This window comes from Neobacillus sp. PS3-34 (genome assembly GCF_030915465.1).
Classification (GTDB): Bacteria; Bacillota; Bacilli; order Bacillales; family Cytobacillaceae; genus Neobacillus_A.
In genome coordinates this window covers 4,381,639-4,402,453 of record NZ_CP133267.1, presented here as the reverse complement: position 1 = coordinate 4,402,453, position 20,815 = coordinate 4,381,639, and the positions used below count along the sequence as shown (strand labels likewise).

The window sequence follows — 20,815 nt, the reverse complement described above, 5'->3', positions numbered from 1 at the left end:
AGTTTAGGAGAGCAGGGCACGATCATTAGCCATCTGTACACCGCGAATCCGTTGAAACTCTTTTAAAAGAGCTTCAATTGTAAGTTTTTTCTTCTCTTCTTCGTTTACTTCAAAGATGATTTGCCCCTTATCCATCATGACAAGCCGATTGCCAAGATCAATGGCCTGCTGCATATTATGGGTGACCATCATGGTGGTAAGCTGATACCGTTCAACGATTTCCTTCGTGAGATTCGTAATCAATTCTGCCCTCGATGGATCAAGCGCGGCAGTATGTTCGTCCAGAAGCAAAATCGATGGCTCGGTGAAGGTAGCCATTAATAAGGATAGTGCCTGGCGTTCCCCACCAGATAATAACCCCACCTTAGCACTAAGTCGACTTTCCAATCCCAGGTGCAGCGATTCCAAAACTTCACGGAAAAAATCCCTTCTTTTTTTCGTCACGCCTCTCCGGAGTGTGCGAGTTTTATTTCGTTAGTACGCCATCGCTAGGTTTTCTTCAATGGTCATACTTGGAGCTGTTCCAGCCATAGGATCCTGAAAGACTCTTCCGATAAGCTTTGACCGATTGTATTCAGACATATTTGTTACATTTTTATTATCAAGACGAATTTCACCTATATCTGGAATAAGCACACCTGAAATTATATTCATAAGTGTAGATTTACCGGCTCCATTGCTCCCGATGACAGTAACGAAATCTCCAGGTTCTAAGGTCAGATTAATATGATCGATGGCAATTTTTTCATCAGCCGTACCTTCATTAAAGATTTTATGAATTTGATTTAATTGCAGCATGATTCTCACCCTTTCGATCAGATGGTACATGGAGGTTTGACATTTTTTCTGCTTTTCTGCGTGATTTTCGTTTCTTTTCCCTTGTGCTTTCAATTAATTTAGGTGCTATGAGGGCAACGAGGACTATACCAGCCGTTATCATTTTCATATCGCCTGGATTTAAAAATTCGATACGGAGTGCAAGTGTGACAACAATCCTGTAAATAACCGATCCTCCAATGACTGCAAGTGTTGCACGGGCAATCGACTTCGTTCCGAATAAAGCTTCACCGATAATAACGGAAGCAAGCCCGATGACGATCATGCCAATTCCCATTCCAACATCGGCAAATCCCCCCTGCTGTGCAATCAGTGCACCCGAAAAGGCGACCATACTGTTGGATATGCCGAGGCCAAGGATGATGAGCAGATTTGTATTCGCAGATAGGCTTCTGATCATTCTTTTATTATCACCTGTAGCCCTGACCGCAAGGCCTATTTCGGTCTTTAGGAACCAATCGGTGAACCATTTAATGAGAAATGTAACAGCAAACATGAAGATAAGTATGCCCCACGTCTCAGGCAAGCTGTCGCCAAGGCCAATGTATGTAAGGATATTATTGAAAAAGGAATCGACACCAGTTTTTTCGAAAAAACTGCTTACACCCGTAAAGGCAGTATCGGTATTTAATAATGGAATATTAGATCTTCCCATTATTCTCAGGTTAATGGAATAAAGGGCAATCATCATTAAAATTCCGGAAAGCAGAGCGTTAATTTTTCCAATCGTATGAATGAGACCTGTAAGGCAGCCAGCAAGAAACCCTGCTATCAGTGCAATAATGGTGGCCAGATATGGATTAGTTCCATTCACGATTAAAATGGATGAAATTGCGGCTCCAGTTACAAAACTTCCATCGACAGTTAAATCGGGGAAATCCAATATTCGAAAGGATAAATAGACGCCAAGGGCCATAATCGCATAGATGATTCCAGATTCAAAGGATCCAAAAATGGAAGTAAACAAGTAGATCATCCTCTCATTTGGATTGGGTGTTAAATACCTGATCTAGTTTCCATAATGAAGGGGCGGAACTATATCCGCCCATAATTATTGAGTATTTTTCTATTAACACTGCAACTGTCTATTCTCCGTCAAAGAATTCCCCTAGTTTTTCCCACTCAGGCTTGACGGTTACCCCTTGTGCTTCGGCAGCTTTCTTATTAATGACCAGCTTTAGGCTTTTTGGAAGTTCAACAGGGATTTCTGAAGCCTTCTTCTTTCCGCTTAAAATATCGGCAGCCATTAAACCGGTTTGATATCCAAGGTCATAATAACTAAAACCGCTTGCTGCAACGGCTCCGCGTTTCATGGAGTCCAGTTCACCAACAAATAATGGGATCTTCTTGCTGTTTGCAACGGAAATAACCGATTCAAGTGCCGAAACGACTGTATTATCAGTTGGAATATAAATCGCATCTGCTCGGCCAACAAGTGATTCTGCTGCCTGCTTAACTTCAGCGGAAGTTGAAACCGACACTGTAACCAGCTTGGCGCCCTTCTTCTCTGCCAATTCTTTTACAGCCTTGACCTGCACCTCGGAATTCTGTTCGCCAGAATTGTAGATAACACCGATTTTCTTTGCTTTGATTTCATCTGTAATAAAATTAATCGTCTTTCCTGTTGCTTCAGGATGGTTATCTGTGGTTCCAGTAATATTCTTTCCTGGTTTATCAAATGCTTTTACGAGGCCAGCACCGACAGGGTCTGTTACAGATGTAAACAAAATCGGGATATCTTTTGTTGCATTCAATGCACTTACCGCGCTCGGAGTAGCGTTAGCAAAAATCATATCGACCTTATTGCCGACAAAGTTATTTGCGATCGTTTGCGTATTGTTCATATCCGCCTGAGCATTTTGTTCGTCAAATTTCGCTTTAATACCTTTGTCCTTCAGTGCTTTTTTGAAGCCATCTGTTGCAGCATCAAGTGAAGGGTGCTCAGCAAATTGAGTAATGCCGATCTTATATACCTTTGATGCATCCCCTTTTTCTGTGTTGCCGGACGTTTCTTTACTGCTGTTGCAGCCTGCCAGCAGCAGCATCCCCGCAAGTACGATGGAAAACGTGCGAACCTGTTTTTTCATAAAGAAAAATCCCCCTTGTCTTCTAATAAAATACTCAATTATGTAGTGGTCTTCGTTAGCGTATGATATTTACTATACACACCGTAAATATATCGTTATACTATCATTCAATTGGATGAAAAGTCAATAATATTCTAAAAATTTAATATATTTATAAAATTAAATTCTGTTGATATAAAAAAAGGAAAGCTGATGCAAATCAGCGTTCCTTTTTGAATATTTCAGTTGTTTTTTGTAAGGTTATTTCTGCATCCAGCATCATTTTTTGAAGCAATTCTGAAACAGTCGGCAAATCCTGAATATAACCAGATATTTGTCCGCTATTCATAAATCCATTTTCTCCATCGCCAAGAAGGGCTCCAATTTTATGATTATCTTCTGCCGTTAATTCATTAAATGCTTCCAGACTTATTCCCTGATTCTCTGCCTCCAAAAGCTTTGTGGCATATGGAGTATTGATCACTCTTCGAATCCTGCCGACAGAACGGCCGACAATGATGGTATCTGTATCAGACGCCTCAAGTATTTTCTGTTTATATGAATCATGGAAAGGTGCTTCTTGAGTAGCGATAAAACGGGTACCCATTTGAACAGCGCTTGCCCCAAGAACAAGCATTGCAGCAAGTCCCAGACCGTCAGCAATTCCACCAGCCGCTGCAACCGGTACGGATACTGCACGGGCAATTTGCGGAATAAGCGTCAAAGTAGTCGTTTCGTTTGGTGAATTTATTCCTGCTGCTTCATATCCTTCTGCAACCAGCACATCTGCACCTGCCGTTTCGGCTTTTATTGCCTGTTTAACAGAAGCAACAACAGTAATCACTTTAATCCCATGTTCATGCAGTTTATGAATAAAAGGTGCAGGATTGCCTGCTGACAACGACACTGCCGCAACCGAGTGCTTCACCGCCAGCCCCAGAATCTCCTTAACATAAGGTGATACACTTAGAGCAACATTGACGGCAAAAGGCTTCTTTGTAAGTTCTTTTGTTTCAAGGATAATTTTTTCAATTTCCTCAGGATTCATGGTGCCTGCCCCAATTGTCCCCAGTCCTCCAGCATTTGAAACAGCTGCCGCCAAAATGCTGTTGCTGATATTTCCCATCCCGCCCTGGATAATTGGATAGCGAATTTTTAATGTACGAGTCAGATTATTCACGAAAATACCTCGCCTCGTTTCGAAATTGTTATATAGATATAAAGATTTCGAGCATTCTAGTTCAGCTCGAAAAGAAACTTCTTATAATAAGTCTATCAATCCATAATGTAAGGATGATCAAGTGCATCGAATGAAATATCCTTCTCCTCTATCTCATTTCCTTCCTGAAACACCTGTTCAAAAAATCGGGATGCAGGTTCTGCCAATTCTTTGTAATAATCGCTGAATAAAGAAGCGGCATGGCTGCCTAACCACTTTTCTGGAAGTAATTCTTCAGGCAGCCCTGGATCTATGAATAAAAACTTGCGGTATTCATGTACAAGCTTTGCCCGTTCGACGAAGCATTCAGCGTCCGTCATTTGTCCTTTATTTATTTTATTCTTGTCGATGATATACTTCTGGCTGTATTCTGCGATGAATTCCCTGTATTTTAGATTTATTTCTTCAAGATTCCAGCATCTTTCAACCAATTTTTTGTTTTCATGGGGACCATTGTATTCTGCAATAAAAAAATCAATATATGGATTGATATCGTATTTATCAATAAGATCGAATACCTGTTTCTCCAGGGTGTTAGCGGATATCCAGCAGCTGTTTGACATCGTCCCAAAGCCGCTCCAAACTAGTTCCTTTCGCAATTCATCACGCACACTGCGAATTTCCTCCGGAATGGAATACATTAGCATTCTCCATTTTCCGTCCCATTCCTCTGGTTTAAGTTTAAATATCCTTTTGCTCGCTTCTTCAATCCTTTTTATACCCCTGTCCGTTAAAGAATAATAGCTTTTATTGCCGGACTTCTCGCCTGGACCCAGCCCTGCTTATTCATACGGGAAATAGCCACCTACAGACTGGCTGTTGTGTCCAAATTCCTCGAGAAGGCGAATCAAGCTTCCAATCCATATTTTATTGCCATAATGTGAAATATAATCGCCGTATAATGTAAATATCATTGATCTAGTATTCATGTACATTCATCCTTTACCACTTGTAAAATACTTTTGCTGTTGGTTCTATTTTACTAGACTTGGGAGAAGGAGGCGAAAATATTTTACATGAGGAATGAAATTTATTTTCCTAAAAAAACGGGTTTTCTTTTTTCATTGAATGCCAGCAAGGCTTCCCTTCGATCGTGAGTTGGAATAATTACTTCATAGGCATTTGCTTCGAACGCCATTCCAGTTTGAAGATCCGTATCTGCTCCATGCTGAATTGCGTATTTTGCTTGTGATACGGCAAGAGGGGCATTTTTAAAAATTTCCTCCGCCAGAGCAACACAAGACGGAATCAAGCTTTGTTTTGAAACAACCTTTGTTAAAATGCCGCAATGAAATGCTTGATTTGCACTAATTTTTCGTGCGGTAAAAATGAGTTCCTTTGCCTTCATCTCACCGATAAGCCTCGTTAATCGCTGAGTTCCACCTGCACCAGGAATGATTCCCCAGCTTACTTCCGTCATTCCCATCTTTGCATGCTCTGCAGCAATTTTAAAATCACAAGCGAGCATCAACTCAAAACCACCGCCAAAAGCATATCCATTTACTGCCGCAATCGTCGGCTGAGGCAGTTCAGCTATAGCATTGAAAACATCCCGGATTTTCTTCACATTTCGCCGCACTTCAGATTCAGAGAGACCTAATCTTTCTTTTAGATCTGCACCGGCGCTGAATGCTTTTTCTCCTTCACCTGTGAAAATAACTGCCCTTGTTTCAGGATCGGTATGAATCTTTTCTGTAAGCTGGCCTAGCTCCGTTAATGTTTCATAGTTAAAGCAATTCAATGACTCCGGACGGTTTATAGTAACAAAGGCAATCTGATCTTTTTTTTCCAATCGGATATTTTTCATCCTGATACCCACCTCAGTCAATATTTTCAACAATTGTCGCAATCCCCTGTCCTACGCCAACGCACATGGTTGCCAGCCCGTATTTCACCTTGCGTTTTTTCATTTCATGCACAAGTGTTGTTAAGATGCGCGCCCCACTTGCCCCAAGGGGATGGCCAAATGCAATGGCACCGCCGTTTACATTGACTATTTCAGGATTAATCCCCAGCTCGTTTATACATGCAAGTGATTGAGAAGCAAAGGCTTCATTCAGTTCAATTAATCCAATGTCTTCTATTGCTAAATTGGCTCTTTTTAGAGCTTTTCGGACTGCAAATATCGGACCAACTCCCATGATGGAGGGCTCAAGTCCTGCTACAGCTGATGTAATATATCTAGCCAATGGACGAACGCCAAGTGCATTAGCTGTTTCATTTTCCATGAGCAATAACGCCGATGCACCATCATTTACTCCTGATGCATTGCCTGCGGTTACACTGCCATTTTGGAACAATGGCCTTAATTTTGATAGTGTTTCAAAGGTTGTTTCGGGTCTTGGATGCTCGTCGATGCTTACCAGATTTACTTCCCCTTTGCGACCTTTGACCGGGACAGATACAAGTTCTTCATTAAATCGGCCGCATTCCATTGCCAGCTTTGCCTTGTGCTGGCTGGTAAGAGCAAAATGATCCTGAGCTTCCCTGCTAATCTCATATTTTTTGGCGACAGTTTCTGCTGTTTCAGGCATACTATCGGTTCCGAACATTTCATGCAAAAGTGGATTTGTAAAGCGCCAGCCAATAGTTGTATCAAACATTTCCATATTTCCTCGAGGGAAATCTGATTGAGGTTTGGCCATGACGAAAGGTGCTCTTGTCATGCTCTCCGTTCCTCCCGCTATGAAAATTTCACCCTCACCGGACAAAATGGCTCTTGCAGCATAATTGACCGCGTCAAGCCCTGAACCGCACAGACGGTTTAACGTTGTACCTGCTACTTCTACAGGCAGGCCGGCAAGAAGAGCTGACATTCTGGCCACATTCCGATTGTCTTCACCCGCCTGGTTGGCGTTGCCAAATACCACTTCTTCAATTTTTATTGGATCAATTGCAGGGTTTCGTTCGATTAGCGCTTTAATGACCACTGCGCCTAAATCATCTGGGCGTACACTTTTCAATGTTCCTTTATACCTGCCAATTGGCGTCCGGACAGCATCAACAATCACTACATCATGCAATTTTATTCCTCCCTTTATATAACCGGTAATGATTAAACCTTTTGTTTTTGCGGAGTTTGACTGTAATCATAAACACCCTTGCCTGTTTTCCTTCCGAGCCTTCCTGCTTTTACATATTGCTCAAGGAGTGGCTGGACGATATTTCTCACCAAGTTTTTCATGAAGATATTTTAAATTGTTCAGGCGTGTGTCGAGTCCCACTAGGTCACCAAGCTCAAAAGGACCCATCGGATAATTAAGTCCGAGCTTGATTGCCTTATCAATTTCTTCGGCGGTCCCTACACCTTCCTGCAGCATATAAAAAGCTTCATTTCCAACTAAAGCACTGATTCGGCTTGTGACAAAGCCTGGGAATTCATTAACGACAACCGTTTCTTTTCCCATTTTTTCGGCTGCAGTCCTGATTGCCTCTGCGGTTTCATCACACGTCTCCAGCCCACGGACAATTTCCACCAGCTTCATCTTGTGTACGGGATTAAAGAAATGCATGGCAATCACTTTATCTGGCCTGTTTGTGAACGAGCCAATCTCTGTCGGGCTCATGGTTGAAGTATTGGTGGCAAATAGACAATTTTCAGGTGCAAATTGGTCGATCACTTCAAAAATGGACTTTTTAATAGAAATGACTTCCGGTACCGCCTCTATAATTAAATCTGCAGTTTGGGCAGCTTTTTCTAGGTTAGTAGAATAATATAACCTCTTTATGGAATCTTCCATTTTTGGCGCTGTCATTTTTCCATTTTTAATGGCTTTTTCAAAAATAGATAGAATCTCAGATTGAGCCGCCTCAAGCTGAGCCTGCTTGATGTCTACTAATGTGACATCAAATCCTCCAACTGCACTCACATATGCAATGCCACGTCCCATCACACCGGACCCGATAACAACTAAATTTTGCATTTGGAATCTCACCTGCTCTTTCTTTGGGTTAAAAATATAGTTTTCATGAAGAAATCTCCCAAAAACAAGGCGAGCACCTTGAACCGGTGCTCGCAAAGTATATGCCGCTTTTTTCGCGAACTAAATTCCGAATGGATTCAAAGGCCTTGCTCCATAATAGGAAATGACGCTTTTTGTTTCAGTGTAAAGGTCAAGCGTCTCTACGCAGAGCTCTCGGCCGAATCCTGACTGCTTATAACCGCCAAATGGAGTGCCCGGAAATGCGGAGAATGGACAATTGACCATTACAATTCCAGCCTGGATTTGCTTTGATACACGAGTTGCCTTAGCGTAATCTTTCGTCCAGATAGCGGATCCGAGTCCGAACTCGCTGTCATTGGCAAGCTTTACCGCTTCTTTTTCATCACTGAACTTCATCACGACAACCACTGGACCGAAAATTTCTTCCCTGACCGCTTTCATCTCATGATTAACATTGGTTATGATAGTAGGTTCATACCAGAATCCGTTTTCAAATCCTTCAAGCTTCGCTTCTTTTCCGCCTGCTGCAATGACTGCGCCATCTTCAATGGCAGATTGTACATATCCGTCTATAACTTCCAATTGTCTGCGGTCGATAATGGCTCCCACATGTGTATCTTTTTCGAAAGGATTGCCAAGCTTCAGCATCTTCGTTTTCGCAATGAATTTTTCCATGAATGCCTCATATATGTTTTCATGGACATATAAACGGGAGCGTGCTTCACATGACTGCCCACTGTTGTAGAAAATACCGAATAGAGAACCGTCAACAGCAGCATCCAGATCAGCGTCTTCAAACACGATATTAGGAGATTTTCCACCCAGCTCCAATGTAACGCGTTTCAGTGTTTGTGAAGCTTTTGCCATAATATCCTTGCCAATCGGAGTCGAACCAGTGAAGGCTACTTTGTCGACTTTCGGATGCTCGACTAAATAGTTACCCACCTCAGAACCAGCGCCTGGAATGATATTGACCACACCCTCAGGAACCCCCGCTTCGATGCAAATTTCTCCGAGGACAATGGCAGTTAGTGGTGTAAGCGAGGCCGGTTTTACTACTACTGAACAGCCCGCAGCAATCGCAGGTGCGATTTTCCATGCAGCCATCATTAACGGATAATTCCAAGGAATGATTTGAGCACATACGCCAACAGGTTCCTTTTCGGTAATGTTTTGAAAAGCTCCTGGCATACTGTTTACAGCACCACGGTGGCCGACAATCGCACCAGCGTAAAATTCAAAATCTTCGATTGCCTGCATAACCTGTCCCTGTGCAGCCGCTAGGGATTTCCCAGTATCCAAAATCTCTAACTCTACTAATTCATTAAATCGGGCCCTCATAATCCCGGCAATTTTATTAAGTGTACGAGAACGCTTATTAATTGGGAAGTGCCGCCATTTTCCAAAATCGAACGCATTTCTCGCAGCCATTACGGCATGCTCTGCATCCTCTTTGCTCGCTTTCGATACAGTTGCAACTGCTTCTCCTGTTGCCGGGTTATAGGTAGTAAAGGTTTCTCCTGAAAAGCTGTCCTTACGTTCACCATTTATGATTAACTGATAGGAATTTCTTTTCGTTTCTAAAGGTTCCAGTTTTTTATCTTTAACAGTTGTCATTTGCTTCAGCTCCTTAGTGGGTTTGATATATAAAAAGCTTAGAAATATTAGCGGCCTTTAAAAACAGCTTTTCTTTTTTCAAGGAATGCCTTTACGCCTTCCTTGTGATCCTCTGTCTGTCCAGCAATTCTCTGTCCCTGGGCGTCTTTTTCCAAAAACTCTTCCAGGCTTAAGTGCCAGCTTGCTTTTAAGTTTCGTTTAATAAGGCCAATTGCTTTTGTAGGCATGGACGCAAGCCTTTCTGCGAAGGAAGAAACCTCTTCGTAAAATGTATCCGCAGAAACAGTCCGAGTTACAAGTCCAAGATTATAAGCTTCAGCTGCAGAAATCTTTTCACCTAATACAGCTAGCTCCATTGCTTTTGCATGGCCAATGAGACGTGGAAGGTAATATAGATTGCCCGCATCCGGAATAAGACCGACATGAATAAACGCTTCTATTAAACTCGCTTTCTCAGAGGCAATTCGGAAGTCACATGCAAGGGCAAGGCTAAGACCCGCGCCAGCTGCTACTCCATTAATGGCCGCAATCACCGGCTTTTCACATTTTTCGATCTCAAGGACCATTGGGTTATAACGTCTCCTTAAAACTTCTCCAAGATTCAGGCCTTCGTCAACACCTTCCAAGTCCTGGCCAGAACAAAACGCACGGCCAGCCCCGGTAATTACAACAGCCCTTACTTCATCATTTCTGGAGGCTTCCTTTACGGCAAGCTGTACCTCTTTATTTAATTTTTCATTAAAAGCATTTAATTTTTCGGCCGATTGAGCGTCAGCCAGGCAACCGGGCCGCGTACTTCATAATGAACTGTTTCAAACACGTATGTAGCCCCCTTATTTGCCTGTGAAATTTGCTTTTCTTTTTTCGATAAACGCTTTCATTCCCTCTTTTTGATCTTGTGAGGAAAAAAGCATAGAGAAGTTTTTACGTTCAAATTGCATGCCTTCATAAATGCTGGCATCGATTGCTTTTAAAACAGATTCTTTAATAAAGCGAATCGAAAGAGGAGGCTGCACCGCAATCGAATTCGCAAAGCGGACGGCTTCTTCCAGAAGAAGTTCTTTGGAAACTGCTTTATTAATAATCCCGAAATGCAGCGCCTCGCTGGCTGAAATCCTTCTTCCCGTAAAAAGCCATTCCATCGCCTTAGTCTTTCCAGCTAATTTGGTTAGACGGACCGTTCCGCCGGCACCAGGCATCACTCCCAGAAGTACCTCGGGAAAACCAAATTCAACATCCTCGGAAGCAATCAGCAAATCACAGCAAAGTGCAAGTTCAAAGGCTCCGCCAAGCGCAAAGCCATGAATAGCGCCTATGATCGGTTTCTTGATCCAGGCGATGCGGTCCCAGTCTGTAAACTGATTCATCAACTCAATATCCACAGAACCTGCTTCCGCCATTTCGTCGATGTCTGCGCCAGCGGCGAAGCATCTTCCTTTACCGCTTAAAATCATTGCCCTGACATCATCATTCCGATCGAAATTATCCATCGCGGCTAAAATCTCGGAAATCATTCCACGGTTTAAGGCATTAAGCACTTTGGGGCGGTTAAGCTCGATAAATCCAATATTGCCTTCTACCCTTGTTTCGATATATTCGAAATTACTCATTTACTTCTTCGCCAATCATTAAAGTAATTAAATCGCCAGCGAATTTCATTGCATCCTTCCCTGAAGCTTTTGCTTCATCGGTTTTCATTGCAGCTTTAAAGGAAGCCATATCGTCATAATACATTTCACACATCAAGTAATACTTTCCTTCTCCCCCCATTGGGCTGCCAATAATCTTAGTTACTTCCATTTTGCGGAGGCCAGGTATTTTCTCAGTGATAGGTGTATGTGTACCTTTATAGTACTCGTCGAAAACTTCCTTATTTTCCGGGTGTTTGTAAAGGGCGATCATTTTAATCATTCTTCATCTCTCCTCAAAGTTTTTTGTTTGATAAAAAATATCATTTTCTAATTGTACTGATGTCTAGCTCCAGCGCCCAGCGACTAGTGGACTTCCCTCTCCTCCTTACGATAAGTCAACATCGAATCACTTACGTTCTTCGTGTTTCCTTTATCTCGTTCGGAGTGGTCCAGTCCATACGTCGCTAAACGGACGCTTGCGCTTTAATATTTTTACATATTAATAGACATAGGTTTCATAGCTTCAAAAGGATTTTTGCAGGACCTGCAGTAAAGAATGCTCCTGCACGCAGTTAGGCCGAAGAGGTTTTCTAGAGTTGTATAAGGAGAATCACAGTATGGGCAATCCACTTCCCAGCTGCCTGTTTCAGTCAAAAATCTTGGTGGTGGAGCTATTCCAAATTCCTTAAGACGAACCCTTCCTTCCTCAGAAATTCGATCCGATGTCCAGGGAACGTGATAGATAAATAGAATTTCAAGCGTTTTTTCTTCCGAAATGGATTTCAAAGCACTTTCAACATTTTGACGAATGATTTCCAGTGCCGGGCATCCAAGAAATGTCGGAACCAGCTTCACCCGAATAATATCAGAGGTGATTTCGATTGCTTCAAGCATTCCAAGATCTACGATGGAAACAGTCGAAATTTCAGGATCATGTACTTTTTGAAGCGCTTTCAATACTTGGTGCGTTAATTCTTCGGCAGATACATTATGCACATTAATCAGTCCCTTAAATGTTTTAAGGTTTTATTCAAGAATATTTTGCAAACTTCTCATTACCAGCTTGCCGCAGGGTCCAGGCTATACACTTCATTTAATGTTTCAAGCGCGTTTTCCAAATCCTTCGTATGTTCTCCATTGCGGCCATTTCCGCTTCTCATGCCAAAGGTTTCTGGCAAGCTAGCATTTACCCCTACAAAAACAGGCTGCATTATTGAAACCCAGCGTTTTTTCATTGCTTGGTCATGCTCGATTATTGCAAATTTAACGATATCCTGCCCGTTTGTCCCTAATGTTAAAACGCCTTCAAAATCTGCCATCACATTGTTAATTGCTTTCTCCATCCTAGTTCTCGCTTCGCCGCCGGCAAGCATGAGCTGTTGAAACCAGGTTTTCCAATGCAGCATGTGATAATACAGTTCAATATTTACTCGTGCTGCTGTATCGGCAAGTGGCTGATAGGAAGAGTTTTTCAGAGATTCCATACGGATTTTTTTTGCCACTGTAGAAAAATAATGGCGGACAACTGCAAACGCCCAATCATACCTTGGTTCATCAAGATAATGGCCCGTACCATTTACAATTTCCAACAAGCAAGCATTTCTTCTCGCTGAAGGCAAGCGGGAATGTGCAAGGTCATCCATCTTTCCCTCACCAAGCTCTTCAAGAAGCTGATAAAACATGGCTGCATGGCCCATTGTATCCTGGTTGATAGATGAGAAGGCAACGTCTTCCTCGATATGCGGGGCAAGACCGAGCCATTCTGAACCGCGGTAGGCAAGAATGAAGTCATCATCGGCAAGCTGATATAATAGTTCTGTCAACGCTGATTTATACGCATTATTTTTCAAAGCTTCATCTGCATTGATAATCTTCATTAAGGCTTTTTCCCTCCCCACGACATAATTTCATTCTCATCCAGCATCCCTTGTTCATAATGGCGCCATTTCTTTTTCAAGTATCCATAACCCTTGGTATTTCGATAATCTTTATTGTCCAGCCTTTTCAACGACTCCTTTTCCTCAGGTGTCATTTTTCTAATATCTGTTCTTTTAACTACCCAGATATCAGCAGCAGGTTCACGGCGCATAAAATTTTCCTGGCCATTACCAATGCGAGCTCTTCGTTTGGGGCAAGCAGGGAAAACTGGTATTGGAGCGGTGTCGTGTCCGAACGGCGGCTAAATACTTCATATTCCGTGTAAAAACCTTCTGTCATCGGAATCCCCCCTTCCTATAAATATCATGGACTTGTAGTTTTAGAACTTAGTGCTTCTCTCACCCAGTCGTTGGTTTCGTATGAAATTTTTCGGAGCCTCAACCGGGATTCTGATTTCGGACCTTTATTTTTTATTATCTCCTTAAACTTGCTCCAGTCTGGCTGACGGTAAATCCAATGATCGCTTTCTTGGTCAAAATGCATCGTTTCATCAGGAAGCTTGAGCCCGAGCGACAGAACTCGCGGAATATATTTTGTAAAGAAATCCTGTCTAAGGTCCTCGTTTGTTTTTGTCCTGATTTTATATTTAATTGTAATATCCTGCTTTGAAGTCCCAGTCGTAGTTGCATCGCCGGGTCCAAAAAACATTAACAATGCTTCCCACCAGCGGTTCAGTGATTCCTGTACCATTTCTTTTTGTAAAGGAGTTCCTTCTGCAAGCGCCATAATAATAGCTTCACCATGCTGGGCATGAAAAACCTCTTCTGCGCAAATCCGCTTTAAAGCCCGTGCATATGGACCATAAGAAGCATCCAACATATTGGTTTGTGTGATAATTGCTGCCCCATCCACAAGCCAGCCGATCAGTCCTGCATCCGCCCAAGTTGGCGCCTCCATATGGAAAACATTATGGAATTTTAAATCTCCGCTAAACAAATCCTGCATTATATTTTCGCGGTTTTTGCCATACGGCTTCATAAGGTCTTCGGCTACCCTTAGTAATAGCTGGCCATCGCCATTTCATCCTGTACCTTGGCCATAATCCCAAGCTTTCTTTTTAATGATGGAGCTTTTGGTACCCATTCCTTTTCAGGCAGCGCTCCCATGATTTCGCTTATACCATGCATCGAAATTAGCTTAATGAGTGTTTTCCGGTATTCATCCGGCATCCAATCATCCGCTTCAATCTTTTCCCCTGCATCAATGCGTTTCATGAAGCGATGTTGCTTTTCCTCTTCACTCATCTGATCATCCAAAACGGTATGTTCCATTTTATCCACCTCCTGTTTTTTTGGCTGTAATTCGTATAACGATTATTTATCGTTTATTAAGATAAGTGTTATATGTTTAATACAAAAATAACTTGAAAATAGTGAAAAGTCAAATTATTTTTCAGAAAATTTACTTATTTAAAGAAGTGCATTTCCTCTAAAGCCTAAATATTTTACCTGATAAATATTACTAGTTATCTACGCCCTCTAACGGGTACGAATATAACAGCCCTCGATAAAAGAACATCACGAAGTAACAGCAATGAAGAGGAGGATATACATGCTTGATATAGCCGATATTATTAAATTTTTTATTTCATTTTTCCTGATTCTACCGATTGTAACCTTTATCCATTTGAGTGGTCATATTTTTTTTGTTTCTATTTTTGGTGGAACTGAGAGAAAAATCATCATTGGTTGTGGAAAGAAATTGTTTTCCTTAGGGAAAATCGAAGTGAGGAAATATTACTTTTGGAATGGATCATGTGAATTTAAATCATTAATATATGATAATCGTATTTCAAATACACTGATCTATCTTGGGGGATCCCTGTTTAACTTCGTAGGTATTTTTGTTATTTACAGTCTAATCTCTTTTGGGGTTTTAGAAGGCTCAATTTTTTGGTATCAATTTATTTATTTCTCCTTTTATATAATGTTTTTTTCCTTGTTTCCGATGAATTTTTCAGATGGTTCGCCAAGTGATGGAAAGGCAGCGGTACTTTTTCTGAAAAATGAACATGAGGATAAATTCACTGATGACATTCAAATCAGGAAAAATGAAGATTGAGCTAATCTGTTGATTGTAATAAAGTTCAATTAATTTTAATATCAGAACTTTTACGTTCATTAAAAAGTACACTTGAGCTCTAAGTAAGAGGATGATAAGCATACAAAAACACTGGAAAGCCAATAAACGAGTTCACTTGTGAGGTGCAAAACTGTATATCGCAGGAGGAATCTCACTACCAATCACACTCAATTCGCCAATTTAAACGAAGGATATTAATACACTTAAAGAATGGCTTGAAGTTTTCTTCAAGCCATTCTTTCTTTTATGCTCTATTGGGATAGATTGTTTTTTTTAAGAAGTATCCTGATTTTAACCGTTTTACTTTTTAAACGTTCTCGTAAAACCAAGTTATGCGTTTGAATAACACCTTCATTCGGATTATCGCAGGTAGTTAACGGCTTCTCCTGTCTGAATAAACCTTGCATTCGGACTATCAGCAGGCCTTTCCTTCTTCTCCTGTCTGAATAAGCCTCGTATTCGGACTATCAGCAGGCATTTTATTCTTTTCCTGTCCGAATAAGCCTCACATTCGGACTTTCAACAGGCGTTTCCTTCTTCTCCTGTCTGAATAAGCCTCGCATTCGGACTATCAGCAGTCTTTTCCTTCTTCTCCTGTCCGAATAGCCTGGCATTCGGACTATCACAGGTAATTATCAGCTTGTCCTGTCTGAATAAGCCCACCATTCGGACTATCATCAGGCATTTTCTTCTTTTCCTGTCCGAATACCCCGTTCATTCAGACTATCTCAGGTAATTATCGGCTTCTCCTGTCCGAATAAACCTTGCATTCGGACTATCATCTGGCATTTCCTTCTTCTCCTGTCCGAACAGACCTGGCATTTGCTTTGTTAATTTCCGCAAGATGTTCAAATCCTCGTAGGATTTACACCATTAATCACAACAAATTAACATAATGTCCAATAATTATTTCTATCCTTTAGAATTACACTGTGAAATCATATGTAAAAAGGTCGCAAAGATGTATAAAAACTTTGCTATAACCACAAAAAACACACGATATTTCCTTTGTGAAATGGTATGTGTTTCTCCGTGTGATGTTAATATTTGCACCTCAGAAGTGAACTTTTAATAGCCAAAGTGAGAATTTTGAAATCACGGAGTAAAAAATTAAAAACTAGATTGAAAAAAAGAAACGGCAGATTCACTTCTGCCGTTTCCCCTTTAGTTAAAGATATTTTTTTAAAAAGTTAATTGTATTTCCTACCGATCATTTTTTAAACAATTACCAGTCCCTCGTCCTATCAAGAAGTTGGTCAATTTCTACATCATTTACTATAAATACACTTTGATTCTCTGTTTCTATATTAATGGTAGCTTCTAATAATTGGTCAATATCTATTCCTATACATTCCATTACCGAACCTCCATTTTGATTATTTAGATTTTTTTATCAACAAAGAGTTCGGAACGGATATTAGGATTGTGGGGGTTAGTTTCAAAATTAAATAATTTTCTCATTAACCAGAGCTGTTTCCCCCAAGTGCTTTTAATGGAAGGCCCAGCTGTTTACTTTCTATATTTGAATGAAAATTGATCAAAGTTCATCGCTCCATTCTCGTAGTCTTTAATCTTTGATTTTCCACTACAAGAGTAGGTTTAAACTAAGAAATTTAAAAATGCAGCCATATCATAGTATAAGTATGATTTATCTCACAAATTTCTAAAATTATTAGGATTAAAATGGTAGTGCATCTGATGACCGGTTGGGGGCCACCATCTGAGCATTAAGCAATGGGGGGATTAACATGTATCAGTCAATTGCATGGTACGCTACTATTTTTTTCGTTTTCCTGATCGCACTCGCTTTTTCCTTCGTTTACGGTGAATCCCGAAGGCAAAAGGATTATGCTCCTATTCAGGAAAAGGGCTACAAGATTAGAAAATACTATTTTATTGGACTTTTAGCGGTAATGGGGTTTGCATCAGCCGTGTCGCTTAGCAGACTTCCTTATCACAAACCTCACGTATTAGCTGCTGAAGATATGAAGGTAGTCGATGTGAAGGGATACCAATTTGCATGGGATTTGAGTGAGGAAAATTTTTATGTCGGAGAACCAGTTCAATTTCGTGTTACAAGCAAGGATGTTACACATGGATTTGGACTTTATGATGAGAATATGCATTTAATAAGCCAGACACAGGCTATGCCGGGATATACAAATGATGTTTATATTACATTTAAAAAGCCGGGTACCTATAAAATCTTGTGTCTCGAATATTGCAGTACCGGCCACCACCTCATGATGAAAGATATTGTAGTAAAAGAAAAAGGGAGGATGGGACATGAATAGAGAAGTAAGCCCTTCCATTAAGCGTGGGGTTGTCCTTGCGTTGGTAGCGACTTCTGTCATTCTTGTTTTGATGATGACATTCGGTGTAATCATGCTTTTAAGTCAAGGAAATTTGTATAAAATTTCACCGCAATGGTTTTATAAGCTTATGACAATGCACGGAACTGGCATGATAGGCATAGCGGCACTCGGAGGAAGTGCAATTATGTGGTATTTCCTTTCAAGGCATATCGAATTGAATGCAAAAATATTTTTTATCAACCTTGCATTATCTTTTATCGGAGTTGCCATGATATTAACTGCTATTTTTGGGTACCAATTTTCAGATGGATGGACATTTTTATATCCTCTTCCCTCTTTTTCGTCAAAACTAAATGGGACAACAGGGGCACTGCTATACTTATTCGGCCTCCTAATTTTAGGATCTGGTTATTTAATCATGTACGCTTATCTTGCAACAAGGCTGATAAAGGAATACGGAGGTCTAGGGAAATCACTTGGCTGGGATTACATCTTCAGGGGGAAGAAGGGTTATGGCCCCCTCCAGCAGCAGTAGCGACCACTATGGTGATAATCGCAAATTCTACAGGAATACTTGCTGGTGCAACAGCACTTGTCTTTTCAATAATTAATATCATATATCCTTCGTTTACTTTTGATCCAATGTTTGCCAAGCATTTAACCTATGCATTCGGACATATTTTTGCCAACTGTACTATTTATATGGCTGTTATTGCCGTTTACGAGGTGTTATCAGAGTATACAGGCAGGCCATGGAAATCGAATAAAGCATTTTTGATAGCCTGGAACTTTTCCACCCTGTTTACATTAATGATTTACACACATCATTTATTAATGGATTTTGCTGTTCCACAATGGATGTTAATTGTCGGTCAGATTTTTTCTTATGCCAATGGTCTTCCAGTAATGGTGGTCACAGCCTATGGAGCACTTATGATTGTTTACCGTTCTGGAATTAAGTGGGACTTTGCATCGAGCATGTTTTTCCTTTCAATGTTTGGATGGGTTGCTGGTGCGGTTCCGGCTATCATTGATGCTACGATTGTTATCAACCATATTATGCACAACACGAAATGGGTCCCGGGCCATTTCCACACTTATATGGGAATGGGTGTAGTAGCGATGATATTTGGTTTTATGTATTATTTCAGCAAAACAGAAGGAAAACAGAAACAGAATAGCTATGATAACTTTGGAATTTCAATATATTTCGCTTTTTTCACAGGATTAGTTGGCTCTTTCCTTTATGCAGGAAAATTAAGTGCTCCCAGAAGATGGGCAGATCATTTGCCCCAGTGGATTGGAACGGATCAGGTTGGAGCACTGTGCGGAATCATGGTAGTGATTGCCTCATTAATTTTTACAATTAGATTTATTGTAGGATTAAAACAGCCTGGCAAAAAGACAACAACAAAATCTTTTAAAAATGCTTCTTAGAATCTTATTAAAGAATTCTTTCATTTTCATTCATAGTTTGTTCATTTATTCTTATTATGATAATAACAGATGCAATACCACTTCCCCCTTTTGTGATCCGGTATAATGCCGGATCTTTTTATTTATTGCTACCAAAGAGATGAACCAAGTTGAGACCTAGAATAAAGAAAACTCACCGATTGGCGAGCCTTTAAGGGCGAAGACAGAGGCGTAGTGCACTTATGAGTGATAGGAAAGTATAAACTAGAAAGTTTATACTTTCCTAATAGCCAAAAAATAACCGCCTGCATCTTGCCGGCGGTTCCTCAATTAATATTCTTTATAGTGAACTTACAGTGTCCCTCTAAAATAATAGGGAGCTGATTGTTTCGAAAAAAAAGTTTTTAAGCCATCTCCAAAATTCTTAATCTGTTTATCGCCAAAGGAATAATCCATCCAGAGGATTTCCGAAATTTCGTCCGCCTGGAAATCGTAAGCTCTCCTCCGGTTCGTTTTCCTGCAAATGTAAAAAACAGAACATGATTGCCACTCTCTGAGTAGAATGCTTCATTCAAGGATAATAATTCTCCGATTTCTACATCCAGCCCGGTTTCTTCTTTGACCTCACGGATCGCTGCCTGAGCGAGGTTTTCCCCTGTTTCGACCGCTCCCCCAGGGAGGGTATAATCAAACCCTGTTTTCCTCACGTTTTTTACCGTTAATATTTTTTCATTTGCTTCATCCTTAATTAGGACATAAACAACGTCAACCCTTCTCATTTTTCCTCATCCCTAACGTTTAACTTTTTCTGTGAAATATAGGAATTCTGTTTTTATCATTTCCATTCCTTTAATTTGGGTAATATTTTCTTGATAAATATGTTATTACAACTTCCGCTGTTTTTGCTGGCAAATAGACATTCTAACTTAAAGTATTTTTGTCTTCTTTTTTTTAAAGATAGTTAAAAATCCTAGTGTGTCTGTCCAATCACGAGTATTTTTTTTTGCATAGGATGTATCAATGATTCGGCGGAGGTGAAAAAAAATGGGTGGACATGGTGGTTCAAGTAATTTTGCGTTAATCGTGGTGCTTTTTATTTTATTGATTATTGTAGGTTCTTCTATGGTAAGAGGCTACTAATTCCAATCTTCCAGGAAAAACGCCGTTCAGGCGTTTTTCTTTTTGTAAATGCAGAATTGCTTTCTTTGCTTTTAAGATGATTATGTTAAAATAAAATGATACTTATAACATTGGAGGCACACATGCTTACATTTGAAGAAAAATTAGCAATTATTGAATCATTTCCGGAATTAGAAAGAAAAGATGTTTCCCTTAAAAGGGTTAATTTTCACTTTGAAGATAGCGTTTCAGACAAAAAGAATATTGTTTATCATTTGCATCCTAATGGGAATGGTTTTGTATATGCGGGAAATTTATCCGGCTATCAAACTGACGAAAAGGCCTTGTTAATATTCGCGACTTCTCAGGTGATGAACTTAGACAATTAATCAGCGCTTCCATTCGTTCCCTTTCTCCAAACGAAAATTCTGTTGAGGAAGAAGCGATTATTGAAGACCAGCAGGAAGAACGTTGGGCAGACGAAGAAAATAATTCCCTTACCCTAATTGAAGAAGACGAAATGTGGAATATTTATTTCGGTCTTAATCTGGATAATACTTTTAATACTTACGAAGAAGCCGTCGAATATCTTGAAGAAGAAGGATTCAAAAAAATATAATGCAAAAAAGAT

The 20,815-nt window shown here is 40.5% G+C and carries 18 protein-coding genes and 7 pseudogenes; 6 read left to right on the top strand and 19 right to left on the bottom strand.

The window, feature by feature from the left end; translation table 11 throughout:
- Positions 1 to 3 precede the first annotated feature (3 nt).
- From RCG23_RS23175 to paaA, 16 genes and pseudogenes are all read right to left on the bottom strand, one after another.
- Positions 4 to 798 (bottom strand): annotated as a pseudogene (locus RCG23_RS23175) (ABC transporter ATP-binding protein).
- Entirely contained in the window at positions 773 to 1,804 is a 1,032-nt protein-coding gene (locus RCG23_RS23170) for an ABC transporter permease (RefSeq protein ID WP_308177585.1), read from the bottom strand. Before RCG23_RS23170 ends, RCG23_RS23175 begins: the two are co-directional and overlap by 26 nt.
- Before the next feature lie 118 nt (positions 1,805 to 1,922).
- Positions 1,923 to 2,924, bottom strand: coding sequence for an ABC transporter substrate-binding protein (locus RCG23_RS23165; RefSeq protein ID WP_308177584.1), 1,002 nt, complete (start codon positions 2,922 to 2,924; stop codon positions 1,923 to 1,925).
- Between the two features lie 199 nt (positions 2,925 to 3,123).
- Positions 3,124 to 4,083, bottom strand: coding sequence for an NAD(P)H-dependent flavin oxidoreductase (locus RCG23_RS23160; protein WP_308177583.1), 960 nt, complete (start codon positions 4,081 to 4,083; stop codon positions 3,124 to 3,126).
- Between the two features lie 95 nt (positions 4,084 to 4,178).
- A pseudogene (gene paaX / locus RCG23_RS23155) lies at positions 4,179 to 5,051 on the bottom strand (phenylacetic acid degradation operon negative regulatory protein PaaX).
- A 101-nt stretch (positions 5,052 to 5,152) separates the two neighbouring features.
- Positions 5,153 to 5,929 carry an enoyl-CoA hydratase-related protein gene (locus tag RCG23_RS23150; protein WP_308177582.1) on the bottom strand — a complete coding sequence of 259 codons (777 nt, stop codon included), beginning with the start codon at positions 5,927 to 5,929 and terminating at the stop codon, positions 5,153 to 5,155.
- Positions 5,930 to 5,942: 13 nt separating this feature from the next.
- Complete coding sequence (locus RCG23_RS23145; protein ID WP_308177581.1) at positions 5,943 to 7,145, bottom strand: acetyl-CoA C-acyltransferase; 1,203 nt, start codon at positions 7,143 to 7,145, stop codon at positions 5,943 to 5,945.
- A gap of 32 nt (positions 7,146 to 7,177) precedes the next feature.
- A pseudogene (locus RCG23_RS23140) lies at positions 7,178 to 8,045 on the bottom strand (3-hydroxyacyl-CoA dehydrogenase).
- 120 nt (positions 8,046 to 8,165) lie between these two features.
- Positions 8,166 to 9,683, bottom strand: a complete 1,518-nt coding sequence (locus tag RCG23_RS23135) for an aldehyde dehydrogenase family protein (protein ID WP_308177580.1) — start codon at positions 9,681 to 9,683, stop codon at positions 8,166 to 8,168.
- Between the two features lie 47 nt (positions 9,684 to 9,730).
- A pseudogene (locus RCG23_RS23130) lies at positions 9,731 to 10,503 on the bottom strand (enoyl-CoA hydratase-related protein).
- 13 nt (positions 10,504 to 10,516) lie between these two features.
- Positions 10,517 to 11,293, bottom strand: a complete 777-nt coding sequence (locus RCG23_RS23125) for an enoyl-CoA hydratase/isomerase family protein (RefSeq protein WP_308177579.1) — start codon at positions 11,291 to 11,293, stop codon at positions 10,517 to 10,519.
- Entirely contained in the window at positions 11,286 to 11,594 is a 309-nt protein-coding gene (locus RCG23_RS23120; RefSeq protein ID WP_308177578.1) for an EthD family reductase, read from the bottom strand. Before RCG23_RS23120 ends, RCG23_RS23125 begins: the two co-directional genes overlap by 8 nt.
- Positions 11,595 to 11,806: 212 nt before the next feature.
- Positions 11,807 to 12,310, bottom strand: coding sequence for a 1,2-phenylacetyl-CoA epoxidase subunit PaaD (gene paaD / locus RCG23_RS23115; protein WP_308177577.1), 504 nt, complete (start codon positions 12,308 to 12,310; stop codon positions 11,807 to 11,809).
- 59 nt (positions 12,311 to 12,369) lie between these two features.
- Entirely contained in the window at positions 12,370 to 13,191 is an 822-nt protein-coding gene (gene paaC / locus RCG23_RS23110; protein WP_308177576.1) for a 1,2-phenylacetyl-CoA epoxidase subunit PaaC, read from the bottom strand.
- A pseudogene (paaB, locus tag RCG23_RS23105) lies at positions 13,191 to 13,531 on the bottom strand (1,2-phenylacetyl-CoA epoxidase subunit PaaB). Before paaB ends, paaC begins: the two are co-directional and overlap by 1 nt.
- 24 nt (positions 13,532 to 13,555) lie before the next feature.
- Positions 13,556 to 14,523: pseudogene (paaA, locus tag RCG23_RS23100) on the bottom strand (1,2-phenylacetyl-CoA epoxidase subunit PaaA).
- 280 nt (positions 14,524 to 14,803) lie between these two features.
- On the opposite strand from paaA, the gene RCG23_RS23095 reads away from it, so the two are divergent.
- The gene (locus RCG23_RS23095; protein ID WP_308177575.1) at positions 14,804 to 15,313 is read left to right on the top strand and encodes a hypothetical protein; all 510 of its coding nucleotides are present in this window, start codon (positions 14,804 to 14,806) and stop codon (positions 15,311 to 15,313) included.
- Positions 15,314 to 15,853: 540 nt separating this feature from the next.
- On the opposite strand, the gene RCG23_RS23090 is transcribed toward RCG23_RS23095, so the two are convergent.
- Both RCG23_RS23090 and RCG23_RS23085 read right to left on the bottom strand, forming a co-directional pair.
- Positions 15,854 to 16,012: a hypothetical protein gene (locus RCG23_RS23090; RefSeq protein ID WP_308177574.1), complete on the bottom strand. Its 159-nt coding sequence runs from the start codon at positions 16,010 to 16,012 to the stop codon at positions 15,854 to 15,856.
- A gap of 547 nt (positions 16,013 to 16,559) precedes the next feature.
- Complete coding sequence (locus RCG23_RS23085; RefSeq protein WP_308177573.1) at positions 16,560 to 16,691, bottom strand: hypothetical protein; 132 nt, start codon at positions 16,689 to 16,691, stop codon at positions 16,560 to 16,562.
- Positions 16,692 to 17,082: 391 nt separating this feature from the next.
- Between RCG23_RS23085 and RCG23_RS23080 the strand changes: the two genes are divergently transcribed.
- Genes RCG23_RS23080 through RCG23_RS23070 form a run of 3 tightly spaced genes read left to right on the top strand, consistent with a single transcriptional unit; the run spans position 17,083 to position 19,086 of the window.
- Positions 17,083 to 17,628, top strand: coding sequence for a cupredoxin domain-containing protein (locus RCG23_RS23080; protein ID WP_308177572.1), 546 nt, complete (start codon positions 17,083 to 17,085; stop codon positions 17,626 to 17,628).
- Positions 17,621 to 18,184 (top strand): cbb3-type cytochrome c oxidase subunit I, encoded by a 564-nt coding sequence (locus RCG23_RS23075; protein ID WP_308177571.1) that lies wholly within the window; start codon positions 17,621 to 17,623, stop codon positions 18,182 to 18,184. The genes RCG23_RS23080 and RCG23_RS23075 overlap by 8 nt, the downstream gene beginning before the upstream one ends.
- Before the next feature lie 8 nt (positions 18,185 to 18,192).
- A complete protein-coding gene (locus tag RCG23_RS23070) occupies positions 18,193 to 19,086 on the top strand; it encodes a cbb3-type cytochrome c oxidase subunit I (protein WP_308177570.1) in 894 nt (297 codons plus the stop codon).
- Between the two features lie 383 nt (positions 19,087 to 19,469).
- Here the strand turns inward: RCG23_RS23070 and RCG23_RS23065 are convergent, their stop codons facing one another.
- Positions 19,470 to 19,844, bottom strand: a complete 375-nt coding sequence (locus RCG23_RS23065; RefSeq protein WP_308177569.1) for an NUDIX domain-containing protein — start codon at positions 19,842 to 19,844, stop codon at positions 19,470 to 19,472.
- 265 nt (positions 19,845 to 20,109) lie between these two features.
- Between RCG23_RS23065 and RCG23_RS23060 the strand changes: the two genes are divergently transcribed.
- The gene (locus RCG23_RS23060) at positions 20,110 to 20,205 is read left to right on the top strand and encodes a YjcZ family sporulation protein (protein ID WP_308177568.1); all 96 of its coding nucleotides are present in this window, start codon (positions 20,110 to 20,112) and stop codon (positions 20,203 to 20,205) included.
- A gap of 122 nt (positions 20,206 to 20,327) precedes the next feature.
- Positions 20,328 to 20,803, top strand: a pseudogene (locus tag RCG23_RS23055) (hypothetical protein).
- The last annotated feature ends 12 nt before the right edge of the window (positions 20,804 to 20,815 follow it).

Excerpts from the sequence above, each read along its gene's own strand:
- RCG23_RS23065 (WP_308177569.1), bottom strand. The coding sequence starts at position 19,844 with ATGAGAAGGGTTGACGTTGTTTATGTCCTAATTAAGGATGAAGCAAAT.
- RCG23_RS23125 (WP_308177579.1), bottom strand. The coding sequence starts at position 11,293 with ATGAGTAATTTCGAATATATCGAAACAAGGGTAGAAGGCAATATTGGA.
- RCG23_RS23150 (WP_308177582.1), bottom strand. The coding sequence starts at position 5,929 with ATGAAAAATATCCGATTGGAAAAAAAAGATCAGATTGCCTTTGTTACT.
- RCG23_RS23060 (WP_308177568.1), top strand. The coding sequence starts at position 20,110 with ATGGGTGGACATGGTGGTTCAAGTAATTTTGCGTTAATCGTGGTGCTT.
- paaC (WP_308177576.1), bottom strand. The coding sequence starts at position 13,191 with ATGAAGATTATCAATGCAGATGAAGCTTTGAAAAATAATGCGTATAAA.
- RCG23_RS23095 (WP_308177575.1), top strand. The coding sequence starts at position 14,804 with ATGCTTGATATAGCCGATATTATTAAATTTTTTATTTCATTTTTCCTG.
- RCG23_RS23120 (WP_308177578.1), bottom strand. The coding sequence starts at position 11,594 with ATGATTAAAATGATCGCCCTTTACAAACACCCGGAAAATAAGGAAGTT.
- RCG23_RS23075 (WP_308177571.1), top strand. The coding sequence starts at position 17,621 with ATGAATAGAGAAGTAAGCCCTTCCATTAAGCGTGGGGTTGTCCTTGCG.
- RCG23_RS23070 (WP_308177570.1), top strand. The coding sequence starts at position 18,193 with ATGGTGATAATCGCAAATTCTACAGGAATACTTGCTGGTGCAACAGCA.
- RCG23_RS23135 (WP_308177580.1), bottom strand. The coding sequence starts at position 9,683 with ATGACAACTGTTAAAGATAAAAAACTGGAACCTTTAGAAACGAAAAGA.
- RCG23_RS23165 (WP_308177584.1), bottom strand. The coding sequence starts at position 2,924 with ATGAAAAAACAGGTTCGCACGTTTTCCATCGTACTTGCGGGGATGCTG.
- RCG23_RS23090 (WP_308177574.1), bottom strand. The coding sequence starts at position 16,012 with ATGATAGTCCGAATGGTGGGCTTATTCAGACAGGACAAGCTGATAATT.
- RCG23_RS23080 (WP_308177572.1), top strand. The coding sequence starts at position 17,083 with ATGTATCAGTCAATTGCATGGTACGCTACTATTTTTTTCGTTTTCCTG.
- RCG23_RS23085 (WP_308177573.1), bottom strand. The coding sequence starts at position 16,691 with ATGGAATGTATAGGAATAGATATTGACCAATTATTAGAAGCTACCATT.